Below are 26431 nucleotides of genomic sequence, written 5' to 3'. Positions count from 1 at the left end.
GCACCGTGACGGTTTCGGCAATCACAAAGGAGTGACATCCATGGAACTGGGACTGACAGGCGCGAAGGCGCTGGTGACCGGCGCGAGCCGGGGCATCGGCCGGGCGATCGCCGCGACACTCGCGGCCGAGGGCTGCGCACTGGCCCTGTGCGCCCGGGGCGAGGAAGGACTCGCCAAGGCCGCCGCCGAACTGCGCGGCGAGGGGGCCACGGTGTTCGCGGAACCGGTCGACGTCACCGACCCGACGGCACTCGCGGGCTTCGTTCAGCGGGCGGCCGGGGAACTCGGCGGCCTGGACCTGCTGGTGTCCAATGTGTCGGCGGGCAACGTGAAGGGCCCCGAGTCGTGGGAAGCCAGCCTGCGCGGAGACCTCATCCCGTTCGCGGGGCTCGTCGAGGCGGCTCTGCCGCACCTGGAGGCCTCCGACCGGGCAGCCGTCGTGGTCATCGGCACCACCAACGCCTCCGACACCGCGCGCCCGGCCGGAGCGAACTCCTACTCCGCGCTCAAGGCGGCCGTCGTCCAGCACGCCTCGGCCCTCGCGCACTCCCTCGCGCCGAAGGGCATCCGCGTCAACACCGTCTCACCCGGACCGGTCGACTTCCCCGGCGGCGCCTGGGAGACCATCCGCACCAGCCGCCCGGAGGTGTACGAGGAGGTCCTCGCCAAGCTGCCGATCGGCCGCTACGGCACCGCCGAGGACGTGGCCGCGGCGGTGGCCTTCCTGCTCGGGCGGACCGGCTCCTTCTGCGTCGGGGTCAACCTCGTGGTGGACGGCGGGCTGCTCACCCGCGTCCAGTACTGAGCCGTGGCGGGCCCGGCCGGCCGCCTGGACGCCGTACTGGTCTGCGGCGGCCGCTGGCACGACTTCGACCAAGCGCGGCTGCGGCTGCTGGAACTGCTCGGTGAGCATCCGCGGGTACGCACCACGGTGTACCAGGACTACGACTGCCTGGCCGCACTCGACCAGGCCGACCTGCTGGTCACCTACACCTGTGACGTGCGGCCCAGCCCGGCGCAACAGGCCGCGCTGGCACGGTTCGTCGAGCGGGGCGGGCGCTGGCTCGCCCTGCACGGCACCAACTCCGTGATCGAGCCGTCGACGAGTGGCGGGCCGCGGGTGTTCACGACTCCACGGCTCCTCGGGGAACTGGCGGAGGTGCTCGGCAGCCAGTTCCTGGCCCACCCGCCGATCGAGCCGTACGAGGTGCTGGTGACCCGGCCCGACCATCCGCTGGTCGCCGGGATCGGGCCGTTCACGGTCACCGACGAGCTGTACGTGTGCGAGCTGCACGGCGAGCCGGAGGTGCTGCTGCACGCCGAGTACACCGGGCCGTGCCGCGGTTTCGCCGAGGGCGACACAGCGGCCCTCGACGACGCGCCCCGACCAGTGCTGTACCTCAAGCGGCACGGCCTCGGCGAGGTCTGCTACTTCACCCTCGGCCACTGCCGGGGCCGCTACGACCTGCAGGACCTCGGCGTGGACGACACCGGGCGCGTGGACATGGGGCCCTGGCAGACACCGGAGTTCCTGACGGTGCTCCGGCGCTGTGTGGAGCGAGTGGCCGACGTGCGCAGCCCGGCGCAGGAGCGGGCCGGCACCTGAGCGGGGCTCGGGCGCCGGCCCCTCCCAGGGGTCGCAGCTCAGGCGTGCGGCAGCACCACCGCACGGCCGTTGATCTCCCCGGCGTGCAGGCGCTCGTACGCCTCGGGCGCCTGTTCCAGCGTGAAGATCTCGACGTGACAGGACACGTGACCCTGCCGCGCCAGTTCGAGGACCTCCATGAGCTCCGTCCGGCTGCCCCAGTAGGGGAAGCAGGCCGACACCTCGAACGGCAGACCGCCCCCGAAGCCGACGGCCAGCGTGCCCCCGCCGAGGCCGACGACGGTGACATCACCCGCCACCGCCACCGAAGCGGCGGCGACGGCCAGGGTCGTCCCGGCTCCGACGAAGTCCAGGACGACCTCCGCGCCCGTACCGCCGGTGAGTTCCCGGATCCGTGCCGCCGCCTCGCCGTCGGAGAGCAGCGTCTCGTGCGCGCCCATCTCGGCTGCCAGTCCCAGCTTCTCCTTGCTCACGTCCAGGGCGACGACCCGGGCCGGGGACAGCGCGCGCAGCAGCTGCACGGCGAGGTGGCCGAGACCGCCGACGCCGATCACCACCGCCGTGCTGCCGGGCAGCAGCTTCGGAAGCGATCTGCGGATCGCGTGATACGGGGTCAGCCCAGCGTCCGTGAGGGGTGCAGCCTGAAGGGGGTCGAGTCCGTGCAGCGGCACCAGATGCCGGGGCGAGTCCACCAGCACGTACTCCGCCAGGGCACCGGGTGAGCCCAGCCCCGGCGGCAGGATGCCGAGCCCGGCGGCGTGCGGACAGCAGTTCTCCTTGCCCTCGGCGCACGAGTGACAGCCCCCGCAGCCCCACGGGCCGTACACCGCCACCGCCTCGCCCTCCGAGACGCCGGTGACACCGGCCCCCAGCGCCGCGACTGTGCCGACGCCCTCGTGACCGAGTGTCATCGGCAACGCGTACGGGAACTGGTCCTCGGGCCAGCCCATCACGGCCAGATCGGAGTGGCAGAGCCCCGCCGCCGTCACCTTCACCAGCACCTGGCCCGGGCCGGGTTCGGGTTTCGGGATCTCCACGACCTCGGGGGCGCGCCCCACCCGCCGGTACTGAAGTGCCTTCATCATCAGATCTCCTTGCTGGTGGCCGGGTCCCGCAGGGTTCTCGCCCGGCGGCGCAGCACGGCGGGCAGGGCGATCCGGCCCCCCGTGAGGACCAGCGCCACGATGAGGACCGAGCCGGTGAACAGGCTCGCGGCCCACTGCGCGCTGGTGGCGAGCCCGAGCCCGGTGATGCCGGTGCCGAGCAGGAGGACCGCGAGGACCGTCCCCCAGGCGTTGAAACGGCCCGCGCGCAGCTGGGTCGCTCCGACGAACGCTGCGGCGTAGGCAGACAGCAGGTACGGGGTGCCCGCGGTCGGCGATCCGGAGCCGACCGAGGCCGTGAAGACGACACCGGCGAAACCGGACAGCAGCGCGGAGGCCACCAGGGTCAGAAAGCGCAGCCGGTCGGTACGCACCCCCTGCAGCCGGGCCGCGTCGGCGTTGAATCCGGTCGCGTACAACCGGCGTCCGGTGGCGGTGTGTTCCAGCAGGAACCAGATGGCGATCGCGGCGAGCAGCAGATACAGCACCGGCAGGGTGATGCCGCCGGCGTCCAGCTGGGCGATGCTCGCGAACGGCTCGGCGAGCAGCTGCACACCGGTGATCGAGCTGTCATTGGTGACCATGGTGATCAGCGACTGGATCAGCGCGCCGGTGGCCAGGGTGGCGATGAACGAGTCGACGCGCAGGACCACCACCACGATGCCGTTGACGACCCCGACCAGCAGCGCGGCGGTCATCGCCAGAACGATGGCCGTGCCCGGTCCGAGCCCGGCGGAGACCATGAAGTGGGCGGTCAGCACACTGGTCAGCGACATGGTGAAGGCGATGGAGAGGTCGAAGACGCGGGCGGCCAGCGGTGGTACGACGCTGAGTGCGACCAGGCCTGCCACGGCGTTGCCGTTCAGTACCTGCTTGACCGTCGTCGTCGTGGGGAACGTGTCCGGCGCCCAGACGGTGAAGAGGACGGCGATGACCAGCCACACGTACACGGCGCCGATGTTCCGGAACGACAGGGCGGCCGCCGCCCGGCGGCCCGGTCTCCCCGGTACGGACACCGCGGATCTCTCCGGTGCGGACGGCGGGAGCCCCGCCGCCCGGGTCGGGGTGGACGTCATGTCACTCGGTTCCTTCCAGGGCTCATGTCACTCGGTTCCTTCCATGGCGTGCACGAGCGCCGGCTCGGTGATGTCCCGGCCGCTGATCTCCCGTGCGACACGGCCGTCCCGCACCACCAGGACGCGGGTGCACAGCGCGAGCAGGTCCTGGGTGTCGGAGGAGGACACGATGACTCCCATGCCCTCGTCGGCCTGACGCTCTATCAGGTCGTACAGCTGAAGGCGGGTGGCGATGTCCACGCCCGCCGTGGGTTCGCACAGCGCCAGCACCGGCGGGCGCTGTGCCAGACAGCGGGCCATGACGACCTTCTGCTGGTTGCCGCCGCTCAAGGTGGTGATCCTCGCTCCGGGCCCCGCCGTACGCACCCCGACCCGCCGGATCCAGTCCTCCGCCAGGGCGGACTCGCGGCGTCGGCGCAGCCGCCCGGAGCGGGAGCGCAGCCGGTCCAGGAGCGGCAGGGTGAGGTTCTCGCCGACCGAGAAGTCGCCGATCACTCCCTCGCCCGGCCGGTCCGCCGGGACCAGGGGGAGGCCGAGGTCGCCGGCGTCACGCGCCTGGGTCCACCGTTGGGAGCGTTCCGGCAGCCGCAGCCTGCCGCTCACCCGCCCGGCATGGGCCCCGCACACCGCGTACGGCACGATCTCGTGGCCGGAGCCGACGAGACCCGTGATGCCCAGGCGCTCTCCTCTGGCCAGGTCGAAGCCGACTCCCCGCAGGGGCCCGGCCGACAGCCCACGGACCTCCAGCAGGGGGCCGGTGAGGGCGGACGGGGGCGCCGGGCGGTGGCCGGTCTCCATCTCCTCGCCCGCCATCAGCTCCGCCAGCGTGCGCGGAGTGAGCTCGGCGACCGGGCGGGTGGCGATCCGGCGTCCGCCGCGGATCACGGTGACCCGGTCGGCGAGCACGAAGATCTCGTCCATCCGGTGCGAGACGTACAGCACGCCGGCGCCGGCGTCGCGGACCTCCCGCACGATGTCGAAGAGGCGGGCCACCTCGCCGGGCGGGAGTACGGCGGTGGGCTCGTCGAGCACCAGGACCCCGCGGCGGCCCTCCCAGCCCTGTAGCGCGGCGGCGATGGCCACCACCGTGCGCTGGACGGGGGTCGCCGTCGCCAGGGGGCGGCGTACGTCGATGCCGAGGCCAAACCGTTCGACGAGGGCACTCGTGCGCCTCTCCATCTCCGGCCAGCGGATGTTGCCGAAGGCCGTGCGGACGAAGCCCTGACGGAGCGCGAGGTTGTCGATGGCGCTCAACTCGCCCACCAGCCCCAGCTCCTGGTGGACGAAGCGGAGCCGGTCGTGCCGGGAGGCCGTGACCTGGCCGAGGTCGAAGGGCTCGCCGTCGAGTTCGGCCACGGCGCCGGGCTCCGCGTGGTGGTAGCCGGCGAGGATCTTGATGAGGGTGGACTTGCCGGAGCCGTTGGGCCCGATCAGGGCGTGGATCTCGCCGGGCGAGACCTCCAGATCGACATCCTTGAGTGCCTGGGTGCCGCCGAATCTCTTCGACAGGGCGGCCACCCGCAGCACCGGCCCGGTCAATTCAGCCCCCACAGCGCCTTGAACTGCTTCCGGTAGTCCTCGACGATCGGGAAGTCGCCGTCTGCCGAGGGCAGGTTGTCCTTGGTGACGAGCATGTTGGGCAGCGCAGCCTTCTGACCCACGGCCATGGACTGGCCCGTGAAGTGCCGGGCCAGCGCGTCGGCCTGGAGCCAGGCCGTCTCGTGGGAGTTCAGCGCCATCGCGCCGTCGGTGAGACCGCTCTGGATGTACTGGTAGTTCTGCGCGTCACCGACGTTGACGACGATGTGCTTGCCGGTGATCCCGGCGGTCTTCAGCGCGGCCGGCACACCCACGTTGAGCAGGCCCAGGGAGAAGACGACATGGGTCACCTTCGGGTGCGACCGGAGGTACGACACCACGCGGTCCGGCATGTCCTTGCCCACCGCGGTGATCGGCACGTCGACGTTGTCCAGCGCGCAACCGGTGCACCATTCCTCGTACTTGGACGCGAAGGAGTCCCTGACGGGCTTGAGGATCGTGTAGGCCGGCAGATCGAAGTAGACGGTGTTCGCCTTGGCGCCGCTGTTCGACACCACCCACGAGGCGAGCATCTCGCCCTGGATGCCGACGTCCTTCGGTCCGTTCTTCAGCAGGGAGATGCCGTCGCCCGTCACGTCGTCGGCGTTCGACTGGACGACGGGGATGCCGGCCGCCTTCAGCTGTGCCAGCTGCTTCGCGTAGACGGCACGGGGGAAACCGGAGGCGACGACGGCGTCCGGCTTGTCCCGTACGGCCTGCTCGTAGGCGGCCTGGACGGACTCCGGGGTGCCCTGGGTGGCGATCTGCTTCACCTGCCAGCCGAGTTCCTTCGCGGCCTCGGTGAAGAAGTCGGCGAGGTCCTTGCAGGACTGGACGCCGCAGAGGATGAAGTCGATCTTCTTGCCCTTGGGGATCGCCTTGCCGACGGGCTCGGTCACGGAGATCGTGGCCGGGCGCTCGGAGTACTTCGCCAGGGCCGCGCGGGCCGCCGCCAGGCCGGGGGAGCCGGGCGCCCCCGCCTGCGTCGAGTCGGCGGCCGGAGTGGCGCCGGTGCCGCACGCCGCCAGGGCGAGCAGGGCGGTGACGGGGAGGATCGAGGTCAGGGCGCGGTGGACCGCGCGACGGGGTCTGGAACTCATCGTTGAGTGCTCCCGTGGTGTGACGCCTGCGCTGCCGCGACTCGCGTCGCTTCCGCGTCCGCGGCGGTCGGCTCCGTTCAGGCGGATCGATTCTGGGGTGCCCCGGGGCGAGAACGCCGCGGCGCTGGGGCCGGGGCGGGCACATGCCGTCCCGGAACGGAGAAACTTATGAGGCACTACAGCCTCAAGTGGGTCGGAGTGTGACATGCCCCAGCGGCCTTGGGGAGAGGTCCGCCGCAAGAAATTCCAGGTATGCCGTCAATTTCCTGGCGATCTCGGTCGCTGTGGAGGTCGTTCATCGGCGTGACTGTTGCTCCCGGCCGCAACCGGTAACTACACTCACTCTAAAGTTTCTGCCGGAGGAGAGATGATGGACGAATCGTCGGAGCCGGCCACGGCGCGGTGCCCCGGGCCCAGCGTCCAGGACTACCTCGACCAGGACAGCCGCCCCGTCCCACCCGCCCTGAGGTACGAGCGCAACGACTACCTCGGCAGCGAGGACATCGACACCGCCCGCTTCACCTCCCGGGAGTGGGCCGAACGCGAGATGCGGCAGGTCTGGCGGCGCGTCTGGCAGTTCGCCTGCCTGGAGAGCGAGATCCCCGAGACCGGCGACCACGAGGTCTACGAGGTCGGCGACGACTCCCTCATCGTCGTCCGCACGGCTCCCGACGAGATCCGCGCCTTCGTCAACGTCTGCCTGCACCGCGGGCGCAAGCTGCGCACCGGCGGCGGCAACGTCAGCGAGTTCCGCTGCTCGTTCCACGGCTTCGCCTGGAACCTCGACGGCACGATGCAGACCCCGCCCTGTGCCTGGGACTTCCCGCACATCACCCCGGAGAAGTTCGCCCTCCCCGAGGCGCAGGTGGCCACCTGGCGGGGCTTCGTCTTCATCAACATGGACCCCTACGCCGAGTCCTTCGACAGCTACCGCGGCACCTTCGACGACTACTACATCTGGCCGCTGGAGAACCGCTACAAGTCGCTGCACATCGGCAAGGTGCTGCCCTGCAACTGGAAGATCGCACAGGACGCGTTCATCGAGTCCTTCCATGTGATCGCCACGCACCCGCAGATGCTGCCGTGGCTCGCCGACGCCAACTCGCAGTACGACGTCATGGCGGACCAGCCGAACTGGAACCGGATGATCAATATCCAGGGCGCGCCCAGCCCGCACGTGGCGGACTCCGTCACGGAGGAGGACGTCCTGGAGACCTTCTACGACTCGCGTTCGTTCTACGCCGCAGCACAGGGCCGTGACCTGGTGATGCAGGAGGGCGACGAACTGCCGGCGATCCCGCCCGGCGGCACCGCCCGCCAGGTCCTCGCCGCGCGGATGCGCGAGCAACTGGCGGCCACCTCGCACCAGGACTTCTCACAGACCCCCGACACCGAGCTGCTGGACGCCATCAACTACTTGCTGTTCCCCAATTTCAACCCCTGGGGCGGCGCCAAGTCGAACATCATCTACCGGTTCCGGCCCAACGGCCTCGACCCCGACTCCTGCACCGCCGAGATCATCTTCATGTCGTCCCCGAAGAAACCCGGCGAGATGCCGCCCCCGGTGAAGATCCGCTGGGTGCCGGAGGACATGCTCTTCGCCGACATCCCCGAACTCGGTGTGCTGGGCCCCGTCTTCGACCAGGACTGCGAGAACCTGCCCTACGTCCAGCAGGGCCTGAAGGCGATGCGCAAGCCGGGCATCACGCTCGCCAACTACCAGGAGAGCCGCATCCGCCACTTCAACCGGACGCTCGACCAGTGGATGGACAAGTGACCCACCGGGTGGCGGTCAGACCCCTGGGCGTCGAGCTCGAAGTCCTCGACGGCGAGGACCTGTTCACCGCCGCCCGGCGGCTCGGCTACCGCTGGCCCACCGTCTGCGGCGGCAAGGGAACCTGCCGTACCTGCTTCGTCCAGGTCGAGGAGGGCACCGAGAACTGTTCCCCCGTGGGCTCGCTGGAGCGCGAGGGCATCGAGGCCCTGCGCAGACCGGTGGACGGCCTGACCCGGCTCGCCTGCCGGCTCCGGGTCGAGGGCCCGGTCACCGTGACCAAGCGCGGCGTGCGCCGCCCAGTGCAGGAGTGAGGCCCCCATGTCCAAGCAAGTGATCCACCCCCTGACCGGGCACGTGTACCGGCTCACCGAGGACGGACTGGTCGAGGTGACCGATCCCAGGACGGGGGTGCAGGGCATCTTCGACTTCCAGGCCCGGTGGCAGTCGGGCGAACTGCGCCACGCCGACCTCCAGATGGCCGGCTGGGTAGGCCGCCTCGCCCAGCGGCGCGCCCCCCGGCAGCCGGAGGAGTGACCCCCGTGACGCCCCGCACCACCCGCGTGGTCTGCCTGGTGCGCCGACCCGACGGAGAACCACTCCCCGGTGACTTCGCCGTCGAGGAACGCCCGCTGCCGCCCCTGGAGGTGGGGCAGTTGCTCGTCCGCAACCTCTACATGAGCGTCGACCCGTCCATGCGCGGGCGCCTGGAGAGCACCGAGAAGCACTACACGCACAACTTCACCCCGGGCTCGCCGCTCGACGGCCGCGCCCTCGGTGTCGTGGAGGAGAGCCGCCACGCCTCGGTGCCGTCGGGCACGTACGTACGCCATCAGCTCGGCTGGCGGGAGCGGGCGGTGCTCGACGCGGCGGCCGTCGACGGCGCCGGCCGCATCGACCCGGAACTCGCGCCGCTGCCCACCTGGTTGGGCCTGCTCGGCCAGACCGGTTTCACCGCCTACGTCGGCCTGACCCGTATCGCGCGACTGCGTCCGGGCGACACCGTCTTCGTGTCGGCGGCGGCCGGCGCCGTCGGCACCGCCGCCGGCCAGTTCGCCCGTCTGCTGGGCGCGGACCGCGTCATCGGGACCGCCGGAGGGCCGGACAAGTGCGCCCTGCTGGTGAAGGAGTTCGGCTACGACGCGGCCGCGGACTACCGTGCCGAGCCGGTGCGCGACGCGCTGGCGCGACTGGTACCCGACGGCATCGACGTGTACTTCGACAACGTCGGCGGTGAACAGCTCGCCGCCGCGCTGCACGCACTGCGCCCCGGTGGCCGGGTCGCCCTGTGCGGCATGATGTCGCAGTTCGGCGGCGACCGGCGAACCGCGGACATCAACCAGTTGATCCAGGCGGTCCTCAAGCGACTGACGTTGTGCGGGTTCATCGTCCGCGACCACGAAGACCTGCGTCCCGAGTTCGAACAGCGGGTCGCGGGCTGGCTCGCCGAGGGCCGGCTCACCGCACGCGAGACGGTGGCGGACGGCCTGGAGAACGCCGCGGGGGCACTGCTGTCCCTGCTGGGCGGCGGCAACGTCGGCAAGATGCTGGTCCGGTTGGGAGAGTCAGCGCATGGCTCGTGACGAGGCCACGGTGTGGGACCGCAAGGAGACCCCGACCCGCGTCAGCCCGGCCACGGCCGCCCGGAACTCCTTGATGTGCGGCGTGGCGAAATGCTCGTCGAGGTCTCGCTGCGAGGCCCACCGCTCGTACACACGGATACGCCGTCCGTCGCCCGGGTCCGCGGTCATCGCGTAGTCCAGGCAGCCCGGTTCCTCCTCACGGGTCCGGGCCCCCAGCACGACCAGCTGTTCCAGCACGCTGTCGCGATCGCCGGGCTCGTAGTCCATCCAGCCCGCGACGATGATTTCCTCTGCCATGGCGTGTTCCCTCCGAGATCATGGCCGTGGGCCCGCCGCCCCGTCAGCGGGGCGGCGGGCCCACGCGTCTGTCAGACTCCGAGCGCGGTCGCCACACTGTCCACGGTGACCGTGCCCCGGTCGCCGTCGACCGTGATCACCATGCCGTCCCGCAGCCGCCGCGTCCCGCCCTCGACGGAGATCACGGCCGGAATGCCCAGCTCACGGCAGACCACCACGGCGTGGCTGTTGAGCGCGCCGACGTCAACGACGGCAGCTCCCGCGACCAGGAACAGCGGGGTCCAGGCCGCGTCCGTGATCGGCGCGACCAGCACCTCGCCGGGCTCCAGCGCCTCGCACGAGGCCGGGTCGGTGACCACCCGCACCCTGCCGGTGTACGTGCCGTGGCTGCCGCCCACACCGCCGAGCACATCGCCCTCGACGGCCGCCTCGGTCCGTTCCTCGGCTCGGCGCGGCCAGGTGTCGATCTCGGTCTGCGCGTCGTCGGCGACGAAGAACGGCGGCTCCAGCTCGTGCAAGCTCGCGTACTCCTCGAGCCGCCGCGCGACGACGGGGCCGAAGGACTCCGGGGCGGTGAGGTAGTCGTCGAGTTCGGTGTCCAGCAGCATCATCACGTCCTCGGGCCGGGCGAAGAGCCCCGCCTCGACGCCCCGGCGGCCGAGCTCCCGTACGGCCATGCGGATCTCGTTGACGACGGTGACGCAGTTCGCCTTGGTGCGCTCGCGGGCCGGGATCCACACCTGGGAGGCGTGCATCCCGGCGTCGAACATGGGCTGCGCGTCCTCGGGCAGCGCGGCCCGGATTTCCCGCGCCGTCCGCTCGCGCCCCTCGGTCAGCCGCTTGCGGCGGGCGGCCGGGGAGTCGTCGTCGGAACTGTGCCGGATCCGGTCCACCAGGGCCAGCGCCTGGACGGGCGCCGCCTCCCAGGACAGCGCGTGGATGTCCCACTCATTGGGGCCGCGGTCACCGGACTCCGCGAGGAACTCCTCGAAGGAGTCACGGAACGCCTTCACGTCGCCGGTCGCGGCGTCGAGCGCCTGCTCCACCGCGGCCGGGCCCTGGTCGAACAGCGCGCTCAGCTCGGCCGAGGCCGCCACCTGCCGGGACAGGGTCCACAGCCCGGTCGAGGGGGAGGCCGAGTCGACGTCGCCGAGACCGCCGATGAGGTCGAGCATGGCGCCGGGGCGGTCCACGCTCGCGCACAGCGGGCCGAGGATCGCCGGTCCCACGGACGCGGGCAGCGACGACTCGACGTGCCGCTGGAAGGTGATCTCCACCTCGTCCAGCAACGACCGTGCGTGCGCCACCAGTTCGGCGTCGGACAGCCGTGTCAGGTCGGGGCGCGAGCGGCGCAGGTCGCGCAGCCGTTCCCGGTCGGCGTCGGCCTCCGGGAAGGTGGTCTGGCCGAGCATCCGCTGGAGCGTCGCGCCCGCCTTGGCGGTCAGCTCCTCGTCCTGGTCGTCCGGGTGCGCCACGTACGCCGGCGTGTCGGAGCGCTGTCCGACGAAGGCCGCGTCGATCTGGTCCGCGGTCTGGCCCATGCGGATGCCGAACAGCCGCATGTGGGACAGGTTGAGGTAGAAGTGGCCGCCGAACATGCCGACGAACGGCGGCCGGGGTCCGGCCACCTCCTCGTCGCGGTAGATGCCGAACCCGACGAAGCCCTTGCGCCAGCCTTGGAGGCCCCGCCCCCAGACCAGGGTCCAGCCCAGCGGGCTGGCGGGTTCCGGCAGGGTCTCGCCCGCGTTGGCGCGGGTGTAGTGCGGCAGCCGCTCACTGCGCTGCCAGTCCGTGATCCAGCTCTTCATGACCGAGGTCTCCCGCTGTCCGTACCCGCGCCTGCCCCTGCCCGTCCCTCGCCTACCACTGCGCCGTACCGCCGTCGACGCTGATCAGTGTGCCGGTGATGCCCGCCCCGGCCTCGCTCGCGAGCAGCGAGGCGACTGCCGCGACCTGTTCGACGGTGGTGATCTTCTTGGTGGCGGCGTGCTCGGCGAACCGGCCCAGCCACTCCTCGTACGAGATGCCCTCGGCCTCCGCCGCGGCGGGACCCGCGGCCCGCATCAGGTCGGTGTCGACGGCGCCGGGGCAGATGGCGTTGCAGGTGATGCCCTGGGTGCCGTACTCGAAGGCGGTGGCCTTGGTCAGGCCGTGGATGGCGTGCTTGTTGGTGATGTAGTGGCTGATCGCGGGCTTGTTGGCCTGCTTGCCCTCGACCGACGAGATGTTGATGATGCGGCCCCAGCCGCCTTCCAGCATCTTGGGCAGCGCCCGGCGGGTGCCGTAGAAGTAGCCGTTGACGTTCAGGTTGAGGGCGTCGTGCCACGCCTCGTCGCTGAGCTGGTGGATCGGGGCGAAGCCGGAGCTGCCGCCGACGTTGTTCACCCAGATGTCGAGTCTGCCGAAGCGCTCGGCGGCGAAGTCGGCGAGGGCCTCGATGTCCTCCTGGCTGTTGGCGTCGCAGGGGTGGAAGACGGCCCGGTCCCCGGCGTCCATCTCCTCCAGGGCCTGCTTGCCCTTGATCTCGCTGCGGCCGCTGACGACGACCGTGGCGCCGTCGGCCAGGAAGGCCTCGGCGATGGCGCGGCCGATGCTGCGTGTGCTGCCCGTGATCACCGCGACACGTCCGTCGAGGCTGCCCGTAGCCACCATGGTGTTCTCCCGCGAGTGTTGTTGGTTGCTCACCTGGCGGCTCTGGGGGCGCTCGTGTCCAGGTGCTGGTGAATGGTGCGGTGGAAGTGCTGGAGTCCGGGCTCGTTGCGTCCGAAGACGAAGTCGGTCCCGTCGAGGGCCTCCAGGCCCTGCTGGACCCCGTAGGTGGTCGCGTAGTCCTCGTCGCGGACCACCTCGTGGAACCACTCGCCGAACCGGTCGGCGGCCTGGCGTTCCTCCTCGGTGACCGCCGGTTCCCGCAGCAGGATGATCTGCTGGGTCACCGACTCGGTCGCCGTACGGGGGAGTACCAGGGAGACGGCGATCTTCTGGCGCCAGCCGCCGGCGATCGCGAGGCCGGGGAAGAGCCAGTAGATCGGCCCGACGCAGTCCCCGGGGTCACGCTGGTCCGGCGGCAGTTCGACCGCCCGCGCGATGGGGCGCAGGGCCGGTGCGATGCGCTGGTGAGGGCCCCACGTGTCGTGGGCCATCATGTTCGAGAGGTTCGTCTCGAACACCGTCTTCGGGTGCAGGGAGGCGAAGTGGTACGTCTCCAGATACCCGTCGAGGGTGACCTTCCAGTTGGGACTGGTCAGCTCGCTGGTGGCGTAGTGGTGGCACTCCGCCAGCCGGAGGCCCTCCAGCAGGGGCTGCAGGTCGCCCAGCCAGCCGTCCAGGTCGGGCTCGGCCGCCGGGTCCAGCGAGACGAAGACGATCCCCGCGCGCTCACCGGCCGGAAGGCGGACGAGGCTGCGGCCCTCGCGCGGCACCTCGCCGAAGGTCTTCTCGGCGTACACGCCCCGCAGCTCTCCGGCGAGGTCGTACGACCAGGAGTGGTACGGGCAGGTGAGCCGCTTCGACACACCGCAGCCGGGTTCGAGGAGCTTGGCCCCCCGGTGCCGGCAGGCGTTGATCATCGCGTGCACGGCGCCCTGCCGGTCACGGGTGATCAGCACGGGGATGCCGAGCACGTCGATCGCCTTGTAGGTGTTCGGCCCCGGAAGCTCGCAGGACATGGCGAGCGGCAAGGGGACGCTGCGGTGGACGGCGTCCGTCTCGCGCCGCCAGCGGTCGGCGTCGAGGTAGTGGGCGACCGGTTCCGTCCACTGCCCGTCCGCCTCGTGCGTCGTCTTGTCGCGGTAGTGCGCCATCACACGCTCGACGAGTTCGGCGGCCTCCCGCCGCATCGCCAGGGCCGCGGCGTCGGTGGACCGGTCCTGGCTGATCCACGACGAGTATTCGGGGGCCGAGGGGGCCGAGGGGGCCGAGGGGGCTGGGATCGACGACCTCGGCCCGGCGTCCGTCTCCCGCATCTCCGGCGAACTGATCTGGACCACGATGTCCTCACAATCCTCCCAGCCGCGAGCCGGTGACCGGCTTCGGAATGCGACAGCTGGGCTGTGACCGAAACGAGAACAGGACTTAGTGTGGCCTGTCAATAGAAAGTGGCGAAGTTGCCGCTCGCTGTCCCGTGGGGGTGGGCGTGATGGTCATGACCCTGCCGTTCGAGGTGGGCGTGGTGGTGCGGGACCTGGAGCTGATGGAGCGCTTCTACTGCGACGTGCTCGGCTGCCGAACCGAGCGCCGCTCGCGCGTTCCGGAGTCGGTCGGCGGCCCGGCCGGGCTCGGAGGTGAGCTGGTGGTCGTCTGGCTGAAGGTGCCCGCCGGGGGGTGCGTCAAGTTGATCCTTCCCCGGTCGGGCCGGGTGGCGGCCCGCGTGGCGGCCTCGCCGGCCGGGCGCCCGGGGCTGTCGTATCTCACCTTCCACCTCGACGACATGGACCCCGTGGTGGCGGCACTGCCGGCCGCGGGCGCCCGGTCCCTGTCGGACCCGGTTGTCGTCCGGGCGCACGGCCGGCGGATCAGCTTCTGGGCCGATCCGGAGGGCAATGTCGTGGAGTTGGTGGACGCGCGGGCCGGTGCCCCGGATCCGGGGCATAGTAATTAGAGACGCTGTTCAGTAAGGTGCCCTCAGCTGGTTACTGTAGACCGGCACAAGTAAGTCCGATGGCTCGGCAACCTCCCTCGGACGAAGGGGCGGACGATGGCTCAACGAGCGTCAACGGCGTCGAAGAAATCCGCGCAGGTCAGCACGCAGGTCATCAAGGATCTGCACGAACGCATGGTGCGTATCCGGCTGTTCGAGACCGAGGCGGGAAAGCTCATGGAGGCCGGCAAACTGCCCGGCTTCCTGCACCTCTACGTCGGCCAGGAAGCCGTCGCCGCCGGCGTTATGGCGGCCCTGCGCGACGACGACCAGATCACCTCCACCCACCGCGGCCACGGGCACGCCGTGGCCAAGGGCGTCGGCTTCCGCGAGATGTACGCCGAGCTGTACGGCCGGGTCACCGGCGCCTGCCTCGGCCGCGGCGGGAGCATGCACATCAACGACCTCGCGCGCGGCATGCTCGGAGCCAACGGCATCGTCGGGGCCGGTGTCCCGATCGCCGTGGGCGCGGCCTTCGCCGCCCGGTACAAGGGCGAGGACAGCGTCGCCGTGACCTTCTTCGGCGACGGCGCCACCAACATCGGCGCCTGGCACGAGGGTGCCAACATGGCCGCGATCCTCGGCCTGCCCGTGGTCTTCGTCTGCGAGAACAACGGCTACGCCGAGTTCACCCCGCAGTCCGGGCACATGCTGCTCACCGACGTCGCCGACCGGGCCGCCGCCTACGGCATGCCCAGCGTGATCGTCGACGGCATGGACGCGGTCGCCGTCCACCGGGCCGCCGCCGAAGCCGTCGCACGGGCCCGGGCCGGCGCGGGCCCGATGATGATCGAGGCCAAGACCTACCGCTACTTCGACCACCAGGGCGTCAAGGGCCTTCGGCACCCCTACCGCTCCGACGCGGAGGTCGCCGAGTGGAAGGCCCGTGACCCCATCGACCTGATCGAGGCCCGGGCCGTCGCCGACGGCACCGCGACCCGTGCGGAGCTGGACGACGTATGGCAGCGCACGCGCGACGAGATCGCCGAGGCCATCGCGTACGCCGAGGCGAGCCCGCTGCCCGACCCCGCCGACCTGCTGCTCAACGTCTACTCGGGATGACCGCCATGACCACCACCACCGAAGCGCCGGCCGTCCCCCCGGTCGCCGACTCCCGCAAACTGTCCTACGTCAAGGCCTTCAACGAGGGACTCGCCCAGGCCATGCGCGAGGACGAGAACGTCTTCGTCGCCGGCGAGGACGTGGCCGGATACGGCGGCGTCTTCCGCATGTTCGACCACCTGCTCGACGAGTTCGGTCCGCGTCGCATGATCGACACCCCGATCTCCGAAGCCGCTCTGGTCGGCCTCGGCGTGGGAGCCGCCGCCCGGGGCCTGCGACCCGTCGTCGACCTGATGTTCATGGACTTCATCGGTGTCTGCCTCGACCAGATCGTCAACCAGGCGGCGAAGATGAAGTACATGTTCGGCGGCGCCCTGTCCGTGCCGCTCACCATCACCACCGCCTCCGGAGCCGGCCTCGGTGCCGCCGCCCAGCACAGCCAGAGCCTGGAGGCCTGGCTGGCCCACGTGCCCGGCCTCAAGGTGGTGATGCCCTGCGACGCGTACACCGCCAAGGGCCTGACCGTCTCGGCCATCCGGGACGACAACCCGGTCGTCATCATGCTCAACAAGGTCCTGCTCGGCAGCACCGGCGAGGTGCCCCAGGAGATCTACGGCATCCCGCTGGGCCAGGCGCACACCGCACGGCACGGTTCCGACGTCACCGTGATCGCCCTGGGCCGCATGGTGGGCGAGGCCCTCGCGGCGGCCGACGAACTCGCGGCCGAGGGTGTGCAGATCGAGGTGATCGACCCCCGCACGGTGCAGCCCCTGGACACCGAGACGATGTTCGCCTCCGTCCGCCGCACCAACCGGGTGCTCGTGGTGCACGAGGCCGTCACCTTCGGCGGGCTCGGCGCGGAGATCGCCGCCCAGATCCAGGACTCCGTCTTCGACTACCTGGACGCGCCGGTCCTGCGCATCGGCGCTCCCTTCTCCCCGGTGCCGTTCTCGCCGGTCCTGGAGAAGGCGTACGTCCCCGATCGCGCCCGCATCGCCCAGGGCTGCCGGCGCCTGCTCGAAAGGTCGTGACCGGCATGGCGGTCGAGGTTCTGCTGCCGAAGATCGGTCTGACCATGCAGGAAGGCACGATCGACGAATGGCTCGTGCCGGTCGGCGCGGCCGTCGCGGAGGGCGACGCGCTGCTGAGGCTGGCGACCGACAAGGTCGACGTGGACGTCGAGGCGGAGGCCGGGGGACTGTTCCACCCGGTGGTCCCGGCGGGGTCCACCGTCCCTGCCGGCGCCCTCATCGGCTGGCTGCTGGCCGAGGGTGAGCAGCCACCGGACCCGGCAGGTGCGCCGATGCCCGCCGGGTCCGGGACCAGCGCGGGCAGCGACTCTCCGCCCGCCCTCGACGGCACCGACGCCGACGCTGCTCCCGCGGCATCCTCCGTCAACGGCACCGCTGACCGGCTTCTGTCTTCACCGAACGCCCGGCGGGTCGCCGCCGCCGCCGACGTCGACCTCACCGCCGTCCGCGGCACGGGACCGGGCGGCCGGATCGTCTCCGAGGACGTGGAGGACTTCCTCCTGGCCGTCCCCGGCGACCTCGGCGCTCCCGGTGCGCCGGTCCCGGCGGGCGGCCTCCCCTCCTCGCCGCTGGTCCGCAAGCTGGCCAGGGAGCGGGGTATCGACCTCTCCGCGGTGAACGGCACCGGTCCGGGCGGCCGGGTCCGCCGGTCCGACCTCGACGCCGTCACCGCGGCGCCCGTTCGCCGGGACACGGCCCCCCGGCCCGGCGACGTCCTCCCGCTCACCGGGATGCGCGGCACCATCGCCCGCAGGATGCACGCCAGCCTCCAGGAGATGGCGCAGCTGACGCACGGGTACGAGGTGCGGATGGACGCCGTCGTGTCACTGCGGGAGCGGCTCAAGGAGGAGTGGGCCGACAGCGATCTGCCGGTGCCCAGTCTCAACGACTTCCTGCTGAAGGCCGCGGCCCTGGCCCTGCGCGAGCACCCACTGCTCAACGCGACGGTGCGGGAGGACGGCGTCCACCTGCTCGACGGCATCCACCTGGGCTTCGCGGTGGCCGTCCCGGGCGGCCTCATGGTTCCCGTGATCGAGGATGCTGTGGAGCTGTCGTTGTCCGAGATCGCCCGCCGGTCCCGGGCCCTGGCCCAGGCCGCGCGCGAGGGGCGGATCTCTCCGGCGCAGTTGGAAGGGGCCACCTTCACCGTCACCTCGCTCGGCGGATACGGCGTCGACTTCTTCACCCCGGTGATCAACCCCGGCAATGTGGCGATCCTCGGGGTGGGCCGGCTCAGGGACGGCGTCGAGTGGGTGGACGACCGGCCGCTGCGGACGCGGGTCCTCACCCTGAGCCTCACCTTCGACCACCGCGCCGTCGACGGGGCACCCGCCGCCGAATACCTTTGCACCGTCGCTGAGTTGCTGCGCAGGCCCCTCCGGCTGCTGGTGTGATCCGCCCCGGCAGGCCCTCAGCCGGCCGGGTCGGCGATCCGCTCCGCGAGAGCGCCGACCTCGCGGACGAAGGAACGGTGTCCCAGCGACCGGTACACGTCGTCGCCCCGGACCTGCGAGATCGCCGCGGTCTCCAGCAGCGCCAGCAGGCCCAGGCCGATCACCGCCGCCTCGGCGTCGGAGACGGATGCGCGGGCCTTGTGGATCAGCCGCACCAGCTCGGCCAGCAACTCCGTACGGCTCTCCTGGCGCAAGGCCTCGGCCTCCTGGCTCATGCCGGCCGACGACACGAAGAACACGGTGGCGGCGGAACGGTGTTCGCCCAGCCAGGACAGCAGCGAGGTGACCGCCGCACCGACGTCCGTGCCGGGTTCGTGGGCCTCCGTGAGCGCCTGCAGCTGCTCGCGCAGTGCGGTGGCGAACGCACGCATCCCCTCAGCCAGGACCTGGTCCTTGGAGGAGAAGTGGTAGTACACCGCTGCCGACGTCATCTCCGCCCGAGCGGCGATGTCGGCCACCGTCACCTCGTCCGGCGGCTGGGTCGCGAACAGCTCGGTGGCTGCTTCGATCACCCACTGCTTGCGCGACGGACGGTGAGCGGCGCGGCTTCCGGAGGTCGTCATGATGTCAAGTATGCCGGGCGCCGAGCATCCCGTAGACCCACGCGCAACAGGAATTACTCCGGCGGACGGTTCGAGTTACTGGATAGCATGGTCAGTACACAAGGCCCACGGACGCGGGGTCACGGCAGCCGGCAGGGAGCATGATGGCCAGCACGAAGAACGGCAAGCAGCCCGCCCACCGACCCTCGCGGCGGCAGCACATCATCACCGCCGCCGTACGTGTGTTCGGCCGCAACGGGTTCGCCGAGACCAGCATCCAGGACATCGCGGACGAGGCCCAGGTGGTGCCCACGGCCGTCTACTACCACTTCGACGGCAAGGAGGAACTGCTCGAACTCGCCATGCGCCGCGTCTTCGACCAGTTGAACGCGGTCGTGGAGGCAGCCCGTCCGGAGTCCGAGCCGGGTGATGCGGAGGGGCTGATCCGCGTCATCGACGCCGTGTGGGACTGGGTGGAACGGAACCCGGACGAGGCCCGCCTGTACCAGGTCCAGGTCGCCTCCGCGAACGGCAGCGTCAAGGTGCTGCGGGACGAGTTCGAGCAGCGGCACGTCCAGCGCGGCTACGACTATCTGCCCGAGGGCACGACCCGCAGCGCCCGGGCGGCGAAGGTACGGCATGGGGCACAGGCGCTCGCGGTCCGCACGCTGATCAGTACGACCATGCTCGTCACCGCGCTGCGGGCGGAAGGAGGGCCGCTGTCCCAGCTGCCCTCCCGCTCCGTGCTGCAAGCGGTCCGGGAGCTGGCGCTGCGCATCGTCGCGACCGAGCAGGGACCGGCCACGTCACCGACCTGAGGCGGTTCACCAGGGCAGTGGCCTGCGGTCGGCGAACAGCCCGCCGGTCGTCCCGTCGCCATCGGGAAGGGTCGCGAGCCAGACCGGGGTGTCCGCTCCTTCCCGTGGACCGCGCGGGGCGGAGGGGCCGCCCATGCCGCTGCGGGTCCAGCCGGGGTCGGCGGCGTTGACCAGGACGCCCGTGCCGGCCAGTTCGGCCGCGAGCATGCGGGTCAGGGCGTTGAGCGCCGTCTTGGAGATCCGGTAGGCGGGATGCCGGCCGGAGTCCATCAGTGCCAGTGAACCGTACGAGCTGGTGACGTTCACGACCCGTCCGTAGCCGGCTTCCACCATGCCCGGGACGACGGCCTGCGCCACCCGCCAGGCGCCGGTGAAGTTGGTGTCCAGTGTCGTGTGCAAGATGTCCTCGTCGACGTGAGGGGGCCGCAGATCCCCGTCCAGCGACACCCCGGCGTTGTTCACCAGCACGTCGATCCCACCGGTCAGCTCCCGTGCTTCCCGGACCGCTTCGGTGACGCTCCCGGCCGAGGTCACGTCCAGGGACAGCGGCACTGCCGCCGGGCCGATGGCGCGGCACGCCTCCTCGGCGGCCTCCGGTCTTCGCGCCCCGACCAGGACCCGCAGCCCCCGGTCCGCGAGCTGCCGGCCGATCTCCAGCCCGATTCCCCGTGCCCCGCCCGTGACGAGTGCGGTTCTGCTGCCGTGGCGCATGGCGGTGTCCGCCCCTTTCACACCGTGAGGACCGAGCAGGCGCTGATCCCGGGCGCCCCGTAGACATGGGTGAAGCCCACCCGGGGAGCGCCGGGCACCTGCACACCCGGCGCCCGGCCCTGCAGTTGCCGTACGACCTCGTGGAACTGCCGCAGGCCCGAGGCGCCGACGGGCTCCCCGCCGGCCAGACAGCCGCCGTCGGTGTTGACCGGTATCCGGCCGGCGGGATCGGTGTCCCCGCAGGCCAGCAGTTCCTCCTGCTCGCCGTGGCCGCACAGCCCGGTCTCCGCCAGGTGGATCAGCTCGGAGCCGCTGTCGGTGTCCTGCAACTGGGCCACCTGTACGTCCGCGGGACGCAGCCCCGCCGTGCGGAAGACGGCCTCCGCGGCGTCCACGCTGGGGCTGCGGTGCGGCCCTGGCGGCAGCCAGGGCGAGAACACCTCGAACGAACCGAACCGCCGGGTCCGCAACGCCAGCGACGCGAGTCTGACCGGCCGTTCGCACAAGTCGAACGCGCGGTCGCCGAGCGCCAGCACCAGCGCCGCCGCGCCCTGCCCGGGCGAGCAGAACATGTACTGGGTGAGCGGGGGACTGACCTCGGCGGAGTCCAGGACCTCCTGCTCCGTCAGCGGCTTGCGCCGCCACGCCAGGGGGTGGTTCGAGCCGTTGCGGAAGGCCCGCACCGCGACCATCGCCAGCGCCCGCTCCGAGATCCCGTGTTCGTACAGGTAGCGCCGGGTCTTGAGGGCGAAGAACTGGGTGGTGAGCATCATGCCGGTCTCGGCGTACCAGTCGCCCAGGCCGTAGCGGGACGCGGAGACGTGGAACGCGCCCCGCTCGTGCTTGTCGAACCCCACGGCCAGTCCTATGGAGGCCTCGCCCGCGCGCAGCGCGTTGGCCACCGTGAGCACGGTGGAGGCTCCGGTCGCGCAGCCGTTCTGCACGTTGACGAACGGCACTCCGGTCAGGCCCAGCCGGCCCACCAGGGTGTCGGGCTTGCCGGACACGTCCGAGCCGCCGGAGGCGTAGCCGACGTCCTCCCAGGCGACACCGGCGTCGGCCAGCGCCCCGCGTACCGCGCGCTCGGCCATGTCCATTCCGGTGACGCTCTCGTCGCGGCCGAAGGGATGCATCCCGCAGCCCACGACATAGACGTCGTCGGTTCGTCTCATCGTCCGCCGTCCCGGTCCGGTGCGAACGCGAAGGTCAGCACCTCGGTCCCGTCCTCGTCCTGGTACGCCGTCACGGTGGTGAGCCGAACCGGCAGACCGATCCGGATCTCCGCGCGGGGCACCGCCAGCCGGGCCTCGACCAGTACCTCACCGAGGTCCACATAGCCCACGTGGTAGGCGCGGTGGCCGCCGGGCGGCGTCCGGTACGGCGGCTTCGGCGGGAACGCCTGGAGCGTCCACGACCACACCCGCCCGCTCGCCGGCAGCACCCGCACGGACATCGCGCCGTCCGCACACCTGGGGCAGGAGTCCTGCCGGGGGAAGACGACGGTGCCGCACGCGGAGCAGCGGGCGCCCACGAGACGCGGTGGATCGCCGGCGCCGGGCCTCTCGCCGTCCCCCCGGCCGGACTCCCCGTCGAACAGGGACTCGTCGATGAGTCTGCTGGTCATGCCGTCCCGCCTTCCACGTCACCAGCCCAGCAGCCCGGCCAGCCGTTCCCGATGGTGTGCGGCGCCGCCCAGCAGGACTGCGTCGGACTGGGCGCGCCTGAAGTACAGGTGCGCGTCGTGCTCCCAGGTGAAGCCCATCCCGCCGTGGAACTGCACGCACTCGGCGGCGACGGAGACGAACGCCTCGCCGCACCACGCCTGCGCCACCGCCGCCGCCTCGGCCAGCACCTCCGGCGAGCCGTCCGCCAGGACCGCGCGTACCACGGCCGACCGTGCGGCCTCGACCTGGAGCAGCATGTCGGCGCAGGCGTGCTTGACCGCCTGGAAGCCGCCGATCGCCCTGCCGAACTGGGTGCGGTCGCGCACATGGGCGACCGTCATGTCCAACGCGGCCTGCGCTCCGCCCAGTTGCTCGGCGGCCAGGGCGATCAGGGCCACGTCCAGGGCGCGGGAGACGATGTCCGCTCCCTCGCCGCCGGCGGTCAGCGCCTTCACCCGCGCCCCGGAGAAGGTGACCACCGCCTGACCCCGGCTGAGGTCCAGCGTGGGCACCCGGCGCACCGTGACTCCCGGCTCGCGCGGGTCGGCCAGGAAGAGGTCCACGCCGTCGGCCCCAGCCGCGGCCACCACCAGCGCCTCTGCGTCGGCGCCGTCGAGGACGAACGGCGCGGTGCCGTGCAGCAGCGGGCCACCGCCCTTCCAGGAGACGGCCACCGGCACGGCGTCGGGCCGCCACCTCCCGTCGGGCGCGGCCACCGCCAGGGCGTGCACGGTGCCCTCGGCGAGTCCGGCCAGCGCCTTGTCGGCCGTACCGCAGCCGGCCAGCACCTGCCCGGCCAGCACCGTGGAGGACAGCAGCGGTACCGGTGCCAGTGTTCTGCCCAGCTCCTCGCAGACCACGGCGATCTCGGCGAGGCCGCCGATGCCTCCCGCCGACGCGGGCAGGCCGAGGGCCGCGAGGCCGACCTGCCGGCCGAGGGTGTCCCACAGTCCGGCGTCGATGCCGGGGGCCTCCTCGGCCAGCCGGCGTACCGCGGCGGTGCCGCCGGCGTCGGCGCACACCGACCGCACGGTCTCGCGCAGGTCGTCCAGCTCGGCGTCCGACAAGGCCGCGCCGTCGGTCACGGTGCTCGTCATCGTGCGCTCCCGCTCTCGTGGTGCCGCTCCTCGTCCTGCCGCTGCCGCAGGGCACTGTGCGCGGCCGCCATCCGGGCCACCGGCACGCGGTGCGCGGAGCAGGAGACGTAGTCGAGGCCCAGGTCGTCACAGAAGGCGATCGACTCGGGGTCCCCGCCGTGCTCACCGCATACGCCCAGCTTGATGCCGGGCCGCACGCTCCGCGCCCGTTCGGCCGCCAGGGCGACCAGTGCACCCACCCCGTGCGGGTCGAGCCGGGCGAACGGGCTGGCAGTCAGGAAACCGCGCTCCTGGTAGGAGGCGAGCACCTGGCGCTCGACGTCGTCCCGTGAGAAGCCGTACGTGAGCTGGGTGAGGTCGTTGGTGCCGAAGGAGAAGAACTCGGCGTGCTCGGCGAGTTCGCCGGCCAGCAGCGCGGCCCGCGGGGTCTCGATCATCGTGCCGAGCCGGTACGGGACCTCCACCCCGGTGCGGGCGGCGACCGCGTCGGCGGCACCCCGCACGTACGCGGCCGCGGCGGCGAGTTCCTCCGGCAGGCTCACGAGCGGGATCATCACCTCCAGCCGCGGCCGGACTCCCGTGGCGGCGACATCGGCCCACGCGGTGAACAGCGCCTCGGCCTGCGCCGGGTAGAGCCTCTCGTGCAGCAGCGCCAGCCGCACCCCGCGCAGCCCGAGCATCGGGTTCGCCTCCCGCAGCGCCGCGGCCCGCTGCTCCTCGGCCGCGTCCGGGGCGTGTCCGGGAGCGGGCAGGAACTCGTGCAGCGGGGCGTCCAGCAGGCGCACGGTCACCGGGCGGTCCCCGACCGCGGCCAGCAGCGCGCGGAAGTCCTCGTGCTGGGCGCGCTCCAGCTCCAGCAGGGCTGCGTCACGGGCGGCGGGATCGGCGGCCAGGAGCACCCGGCGGATCAGCGGCAGCCGCTCGCCGAGGAACTGGTGTTCCGTACGGCACAGCCCGACTCCCTCCGCGCCCAGGGCGAGGGCGGTGTCCACCTCGCCGGCCGTGTCGGCGTTGACCCGCACGCCGAGCCGGCGCGTGCCGTCCGCCCACTCCAGCAGGGTGGACAGTTCGGGTGGCGGTCCGGCGACACTGACGCTCAGGGCCCCCGCGTAGACGGCGCCGGTGCGGCCGTCCAGCGAGACCGGGTCGCCCTCGCGCACCACCCGCTCCCCGAAACGGACCGTCCCGGCGGCCAGGTCCACGCGCAGTCCCTCGGCGCCGCACACCGCGGGCTTGCCGGCGCCCCGCGCCACCACGGCGGCGTGCGAGGCGATGCCGCCGCTCCCGGTCAGCACGGCGACGGAGGCCAGCATCCCGGGGACGTCCGCCGGGGTCGTCTCGGCGGCCACGAGCACGACCCGCGTACCGTCCGCGGCCACTTCCAGGGCGCGTTCACTGGACAGCACCACCACACCGGTCGCCGCCCCCGGGGACGCGGGCAGCCCCGTCACCAGGAGGTCCTCCCCGCCGGTCAGCCGCAGCTGGGGGTGCAGCAGTTCCTGCACCTGCCCCGGGGTGATCCGCCGTACGGCCTCCTCGCGGCCCAGCGCCCCGTCCCTGGCCAGGTCGGCGGCCAGACACACCGCCGTCCTGAGCGGCGGGCGGAGTTGCGCCGAGGCGGCGAGCAGGGAGATCTCGTCGTCGCGCACCTCGAAGTCGACCGACACCGGCGCGCGCAGATGACGCTCCAGGGTGAGCAGGGAATGCTCCAGCAGCGCGGTGCCGCCCGCGAGCCGGTCCAGCGGCTCACCGGTGTGCGGCGGCGGGGCGCTGCGGCGCACTCCCCGGAAGAAGAAGCCCCGGGGGGAGAGCCGCCCGGTCTCGGGATCGCGGCTGACCGCCGTGCCGTACCCCGAGCGGCCCGCCGGGCCGATGCGCAGTGCCTGCACGTGCAGGGCGAGGGGCAGGTCGGCGGGCAGGCGTTGGGCCCGGCGGGATCTTCGCGCGCGCGGCGAGTCCCATCGGGCGAGGAGAGCGCGGGCGGCCAGCGCCAGCTGCTGCGCCGGGTCGTCGGGAACGGGCCGGGAGCCGTGCCGTGCCGCCAGGGACAGCAGTGCTTCGACCCGCGCCCGCGGCTCGGGGGTGTCCAGGAGGGCGTCGTCGAGCACCGAACCGGGTACGTCGAGGGCGTACTCGGCGGTCATCCGCAAGGTGGCGGCCCACACCTCGTACAGGGCCTCCGCGCGCCCGATGACGGCGCACAGTTCGTCGGCGTTGCCCGGGGTCAGGCCGAGACAGGCCAGGTCGGGCGGCAGTCCCGCGATCTCGGTCGGGGCGCTCGCCGACAGACGCAGCAGCAGTGGCCGGCCCCTGTCGCCGATCCGCCGCCCCGAGAGCTGCTCGACCAGAACGACGGCGGCTTCGGCGGTGTCGGGTTCGCACAGCGACGCGGAGACGCCCGCGGGCACGGTGAGTCCCGGCACGACCGGCAGTCCGAGGGCCACCAGCCGGTCCATCGCCGCGCCGTGCGCGCCCAGCTCCTCGGCGTCGAGGCCCCGTATCCGGCCCTGTCCGTAAGGCACCAGGACCCGGCCGGGGGCCTCGGAGGGCGCGAGAGGAGCGCCGGACGGTGCGAGCGGGCCCGCCTCGCGGTCGGCGACGCTCACCCCCGGCTCCTCGTGACCAGCTCCTCTTCCAGGGCCTCGTCCACGGCCCGGGAGATCCCCAGGACGAGCAGCAGCTCCTGGTGCAGCCGCATCCACACCGTGTGGTACGAGTCGCACAGCGGCGAGGCCAGCCACGCTGGCTCGCCGTCGTCGAATCGGTCGAGGGCCTCCGCCAGGGCCGTGAGGTACCGGCCGCTGCCCGCGAGCACCCGCTCCAGCCTGCGCAGCACGGGCTGGATGGCCTCGTGCACGTCCTCCAGCGACTCGCGCACCTCGGCGTCGTAAGTGTCGTCGGAGTGGTCGTTCGCACTGCCGTCGGGGCGGCACTGCCATGCCGTGCATACGTCGCGGATCTTGCGGTTGACCGGCAGGAACGCCTCGTAAGCGGCGGTGATCCGCTCCTCCTGCTCGGAGCCGGCCGGGACCCGCAGGATGCGCGCGGCGGCGGCCTTGGCCCGCTCGGTCGGCAGCACCACCGGGCCCTTCACCATCGCAAGACCGGCGTCGACCAGCGGGCGGTGCTCGGACTCCGGCCGGCCGCGCCACATGCCCCGCAGGACGAGGTCGACGACGGCTTCGCTGTCCGGCTCGTCGGGAGCGTCCGGAAGGCCCACGGCAGCAGATTGCATCGCCACACCTTTTCCCCGGTTCTGTGGTGACCGGTTCCTCGGTTCTGTGTTGCCCGGAGGG

The 26431-nt window shown here is 72.0% G+C and carries 26 protein-coding genes; 11 read left to right on the top strand and 15 right to left on the bottom strand.

The window, feature by feature from the left end; genetic code table 11:
* The first annotated feature begins 40 nt into the window (after positions 1–40).
* Positions 41–805 (top strand): SDR family NAD(P)-dependent oxidoreductase, encoded by a 765-nt coding sequence (locus HNR57_RS35490; protein WP_184566827.1) that lies wholly within the window; start codon positions 41–43, stop codon positions 803–805.
* Between the two features lie 3 nt (positions 806–808).
* Entirely contained in the window at positions 809–1606 is a 798-nt protein-coding gene (locus HNR57_RS35485; RefSeq protein ID WP_184566825.1) for a ThuA domain-containing protein, read from the top strand.
* Positions 1607–1644: 38 nt separating this feature from the next.
* Here HNR57_RS35485 and HNR57_RS35480 read toward each other — a convergent pair whose 3' ends face one another.
* The 4 genes from HNR57_RS35480 to HNR57_RS35465 are packed head-to-tail and all read right to left on the bottom strand — an operon-like array spanning position 1645 to position 6463.
* Positions 1645–2688, bottom strand: coding sequence for an NAD(P)-dependent alcohol dehydrogenase (locus tag HNR57_RS35480; RefSeq protein ID WP_184566886.1), 1044 nt, complete (start codon positions 2686–2688; stop codon positions 1645–1647).
* A gap of 2 nt (positions 2689–2690) precedes the next feature.
* On the bottom strand, positions 2691–3785 hold the full coding sequence (locus HNR57_RS35475) for an ABC transporter permease (protein ID WP_184566823.1): 1095 nt from the start codon (positions 3783–3785) through the stop codon (positions 2691–2693).
* Between the two features lie 27 nt (positions 3786–3812).
* On the bottom strand, positions 3813–5336 hold the full coding sequence (locus HNR57_RS35470) for a sugar ABC transporter ATP-binding protein (protein WP_184566821.1): 1524 nt from the start codon (positions 5334–5336) through the stop codon (positions 3813–3815).
* Positions 5321–6463, bottom strand: coding sequence for a sugar ABC transporter substrate-binding protein (locus tag HNR57_RS35465; RefSeq protein ID WP_184566819.1), 1143 nt, complete (start codon positions 6461–6463; stop codon positions 5321–5323). The genes HNR57_RS35470 and HNR57_RS35465 overlap by 16 nt, the downstream gene beginning before the upstream one ends.
* Before the next feature lie 370 nt (positions 6464–6833).
* Between HNR57_RS35465 and HNR57_RS35460 the strand changes: the two genes are divergently transcribed.
* The 4 genes from HNR57_RS35460 to HNR57_RS35445 are packed head-to-tail and all read left to right on the top strand — an operon-like array spanning position 6834 to position 9820.
* Positions 6834–8240 carry an aromatic ring-hydroxylating oxygenase subunit alpha gene (locus HNR57_RS35460; RefSeq protein WP_246555289.1) on the top strand — a complete coding sequence of 469 codons (1407 nt, stop codon included), beginning with the start codon at positions 6834–6836 and terminating at the stop codon, positions 8238–8240.
* Complete coding sequence (locus HNR57_RS35455) at positions 8225–8551, top strand: 2Fe-2S iron-sulfur cluster-binding protein (RefSeq protein WP_313675690.1); 327 nt, start codon at positions 8225–8227, stop codon at positions 8549–8551. The genes HNR57_RS35460 and HNR57_RS35455 overlap by 16 nt, the downstream gene beginning before the upstream one ends.
* Before the next feature lie 7 nt (positions 8552–8558).
* A complete protein-coding gene (locus tag HNR57_RS35450) occupies positions 8559–8774 on the top strand; it encodes a transposase (protein ID WP_184566813.1) in 216 nt (71 codons plus the stop codon).
* A 5-nt stretch (positions 8775–8779) separates the two neighbouring features.
* Positions 8780–9820: an NADP-dependent oxidoreductase gene (locus HNR57_RS35445; RefSeq protein ID WP_313675687.1), complete on the top strand. Its 1041-nt coding sequence runs from the start codon at positions 8780–8782 to the stop codon at positions 9818–9820.
* Here the strand turns inward: HNR57_RS35445 and HNR57_RS35440 are convergent.
* From HNR57_RS35440 to HNR57_RS35425, 4 genes are all read right to left on the bottom strand, one after another.
* Complete coding sequence (locus tag HNR57_RS35440) at positions 9803–10117, bottom strand: putative quinol monooxygenase (protein WP_184566809.1); 315 nt, start codon at positions 10115–10117, stop codon at positions 9803–9805. The two genes, HNR57_RS35445 and HNR57_RS35440, sit on opposite strands and share 18 nt — an antisense overlap.
* Before the next feature lie 71 nt (positions 10118–10188).
* On the bottom strand, positions 10189–11925 hold the full coding sequence (locus HNR57_RS35435) for a PEP-utilizing enzyme (RefSeq protein ID WP_184566807.1): 1737 nt from the start codon (positions 11923–11925) through the stop codon (positions 10189–10191).
* Positions 11926–11977: 52 nt separating this feature from the next.
* Positions 11978–12769 (bottom strand): SDR family NAD(P)-dependent oxidoreductase, encoded by a 792-nt coding sequence (locus HNR57_RS35430; protein ID WP_184566805.1) that lies wholly within the window; start codon positions 12767–12769, stop codon positions 11978–11980.
* Positions 12770–12798: 29 nt separating this feature from the next.
* On the bottom strand, positions 12799–14106 hold the full coding sequence (locus HNR57_RS35425; RefSeq protein ID WP_184566803.1) for an aromatic ring-hydroxylating oxygenase subunit alpha: 1308 nt from the start codon (positions 14104–14106) through the stop codon (positions 12799–12801).
* 155 nt (positions 14107–14261) lie between these two features.
* Between HNR57_RS35425 and HNR57_RS35420 the strand changes: the two genes are divergently transcribed.
* The 4 genes from HNR57_RS35420 to HNR57_RS35405 all read left to right on the top strand — a co-directional run bounded on the left by HNR57_RS35420 (position 14262) and on the right by HNR57_RS35405 (position 18243).
* A complete protein-coding gene (locus HNR57_RS35420; protein WP_246555288.1) occupies positions 14262–14717 on the top strand; it encodes a VOC family protein in 456 nt (151 codons plus the stop codon).
* 96 nt (positions 14718–14813) lie between these two features.
* Positions 14814–15818, top strand: a complete 1005-nt coding sequence (locus tag HNR57_RS35415) for a thiamine pyrophosphate-dependent dehydrogenase E1 component subunit alpha (protein ID WP_246555286.1) — start codon at positions 14814–14816, stop codon at positions 15816–15818.
* A 5-nt stretch (positions 15819–15823) separates the two neighbouring features.
* Positions 15824–16849: an alpha-ketoacid dehydrogenase subunit beta gene (locus HNR57_RS35410; protein WP_184566799.1), complete on the top strand. Its 1026-nt coding sequence runs from the start codon at positions 15824–15826 to the stop codon at positions 16847–16849.
* A gap of 5 nt (positions 16850–16854) precedes the next feature.
* A complete protein-coding gene (locus HNR57_RS35405; RefSeq protein ID WP_184566797.1) occupies positions 16855–18243 on the top strand; it encodes a dihydrolipoamide acetyltransferase family protein in 1389 nt (462 codons plus the stop codon).
* A 17-nt stretch (positions 18244–18260) separates the two neighbouring features.
* Here the strand turns inward: HNR57_RS35405 and HNR57_RS35400 are convergent, their stop codons facing one another.
* Entirely contained in the window at positions 18261–18866 is a 606-nt protein-coding gene (locus tag HNR57_RS35400) for a TetR/AcrR family transcriptional regulator (RefSeq protein WP_184566795.1), read from the bottom strand.
* Positions 18867–19009: 143 nt separating this feature from the next.
* Between HNR57_RS35400 and HNR57_RS35395 the strand changes: the two genes are divergently transcribed.
* Complete coding sequence (locus tag HNR57_RS35395; RefSeq protein WP_246555284.1) at positions 19010–19663, top strand: TetR/AcrR family transcriptional regulator; 654 nt, start codon at positions 19010–19012, stop codon at positions 19661–19663.
* 6 nt (positions 19664–19669) lie between these two features.
* Here the strand turns inward: HNR57_RS35395 and HNR57_RS35390 are convergent, their stop codons facing one another.
* The 6 genes from HNR57_RS35390 to HNR57_RS35365 are packed head-to-tail and all read right to left on the bottom strand — an operon-like array spanning position 19670 to position 26370.
* Positions 19670–20374 carry an SDR family NAD(P)-dependent oxidoreductase gene (locus HNR57_RS35390; protein WP_184566790.1) on the bottom strand — a complete coding sequence of 235 codons (705 nt, stop codon included), beginning with the start codon at positions 20372–20374 and terminating at the stop codon, positions 19670–19672.
* Between the two features lie 17 nt (positions 20375–20391).
* The gene (locus HNR57_RS35385) at positions 20392–21546 is read right to left on the bottom strand and encodes a thiolase family protein (RefSeq protein ID WP_184566788.1); all 1155 of its coding nucleotides are present in this window, start codon (positions 21544–21546) and stop codon (positions 20392–20394) included.
* The gene (locus HNR57_RS35380; RefSeq protein ID WP_184566786.1) at positions 21543–21998 is read right to left on the bottom strand and encodes a Zn-ribbon domain-containing OB-fold protein; all 456 of its coding nucleotides are present in this window, start codon (positions 21996–21998) and stop codon (positions 21543–21545) included. Before HNR57_RS35380 ends, HNR57_RS35385 begins: the two co-directional genes overlap by 4 nt.
* Before the next feature lie 18 nt (positions 21999–22016).
* Positions 22017–23135: an acyl-CoA dehydrogenase family protein gene (locus HNR57_RS35375; protein WP_184566784.1), complete on the bottom strand. Its 1119-nt coding sequence runs from the start codon at positions 23133–23135 to the stop codon at positions 22017–22019.
* Positions 23132–25741: a putative PEP-binding protein gene (locus HNR57_RS40470; RefSeq protein ID WP_184566782.1), complete on the bottom strand. Its 2610-nt coding sequence runs from the start codon at positions 25739–25741 to the stop codon at positions 23132–23134. The genes HNR57_RS35375 and HNR57_RS40470 overlap by 4 nt, the downstream gene beginning before the upstream one ends.
* The gene (locus HNR57_RS35365) at positions 25738–26370 is read right to left on the bottom strand and encodes a hypothetical protein (RefSeq protein ID WP_221343406.1); all 633 of its coding nucleotides are present in this window, start codon (positions 26368–26370) and stop codon (positions 25738–25740) included. Before HNR57_RS35365 ends, HNR57_RS40470 begins: the two co-directional genes overlap by 4 nt.
* Positions 26371–26431: the final 61 nt, after the last annotated feature.

The organism is Streptomyces paradoxus (assembly GCF_014202475.1).
In the GTDB taxonomy this organism is placed as follows: Bacteria; Actinomycetota; Actinomycetes; order Streptomycetales; family Streptomycetaceae; genus Streptomyces; species Streptomyces paradoxus.
This window is presented reverse-complemented; position numbering and strand designations above follow the sequence as displayed.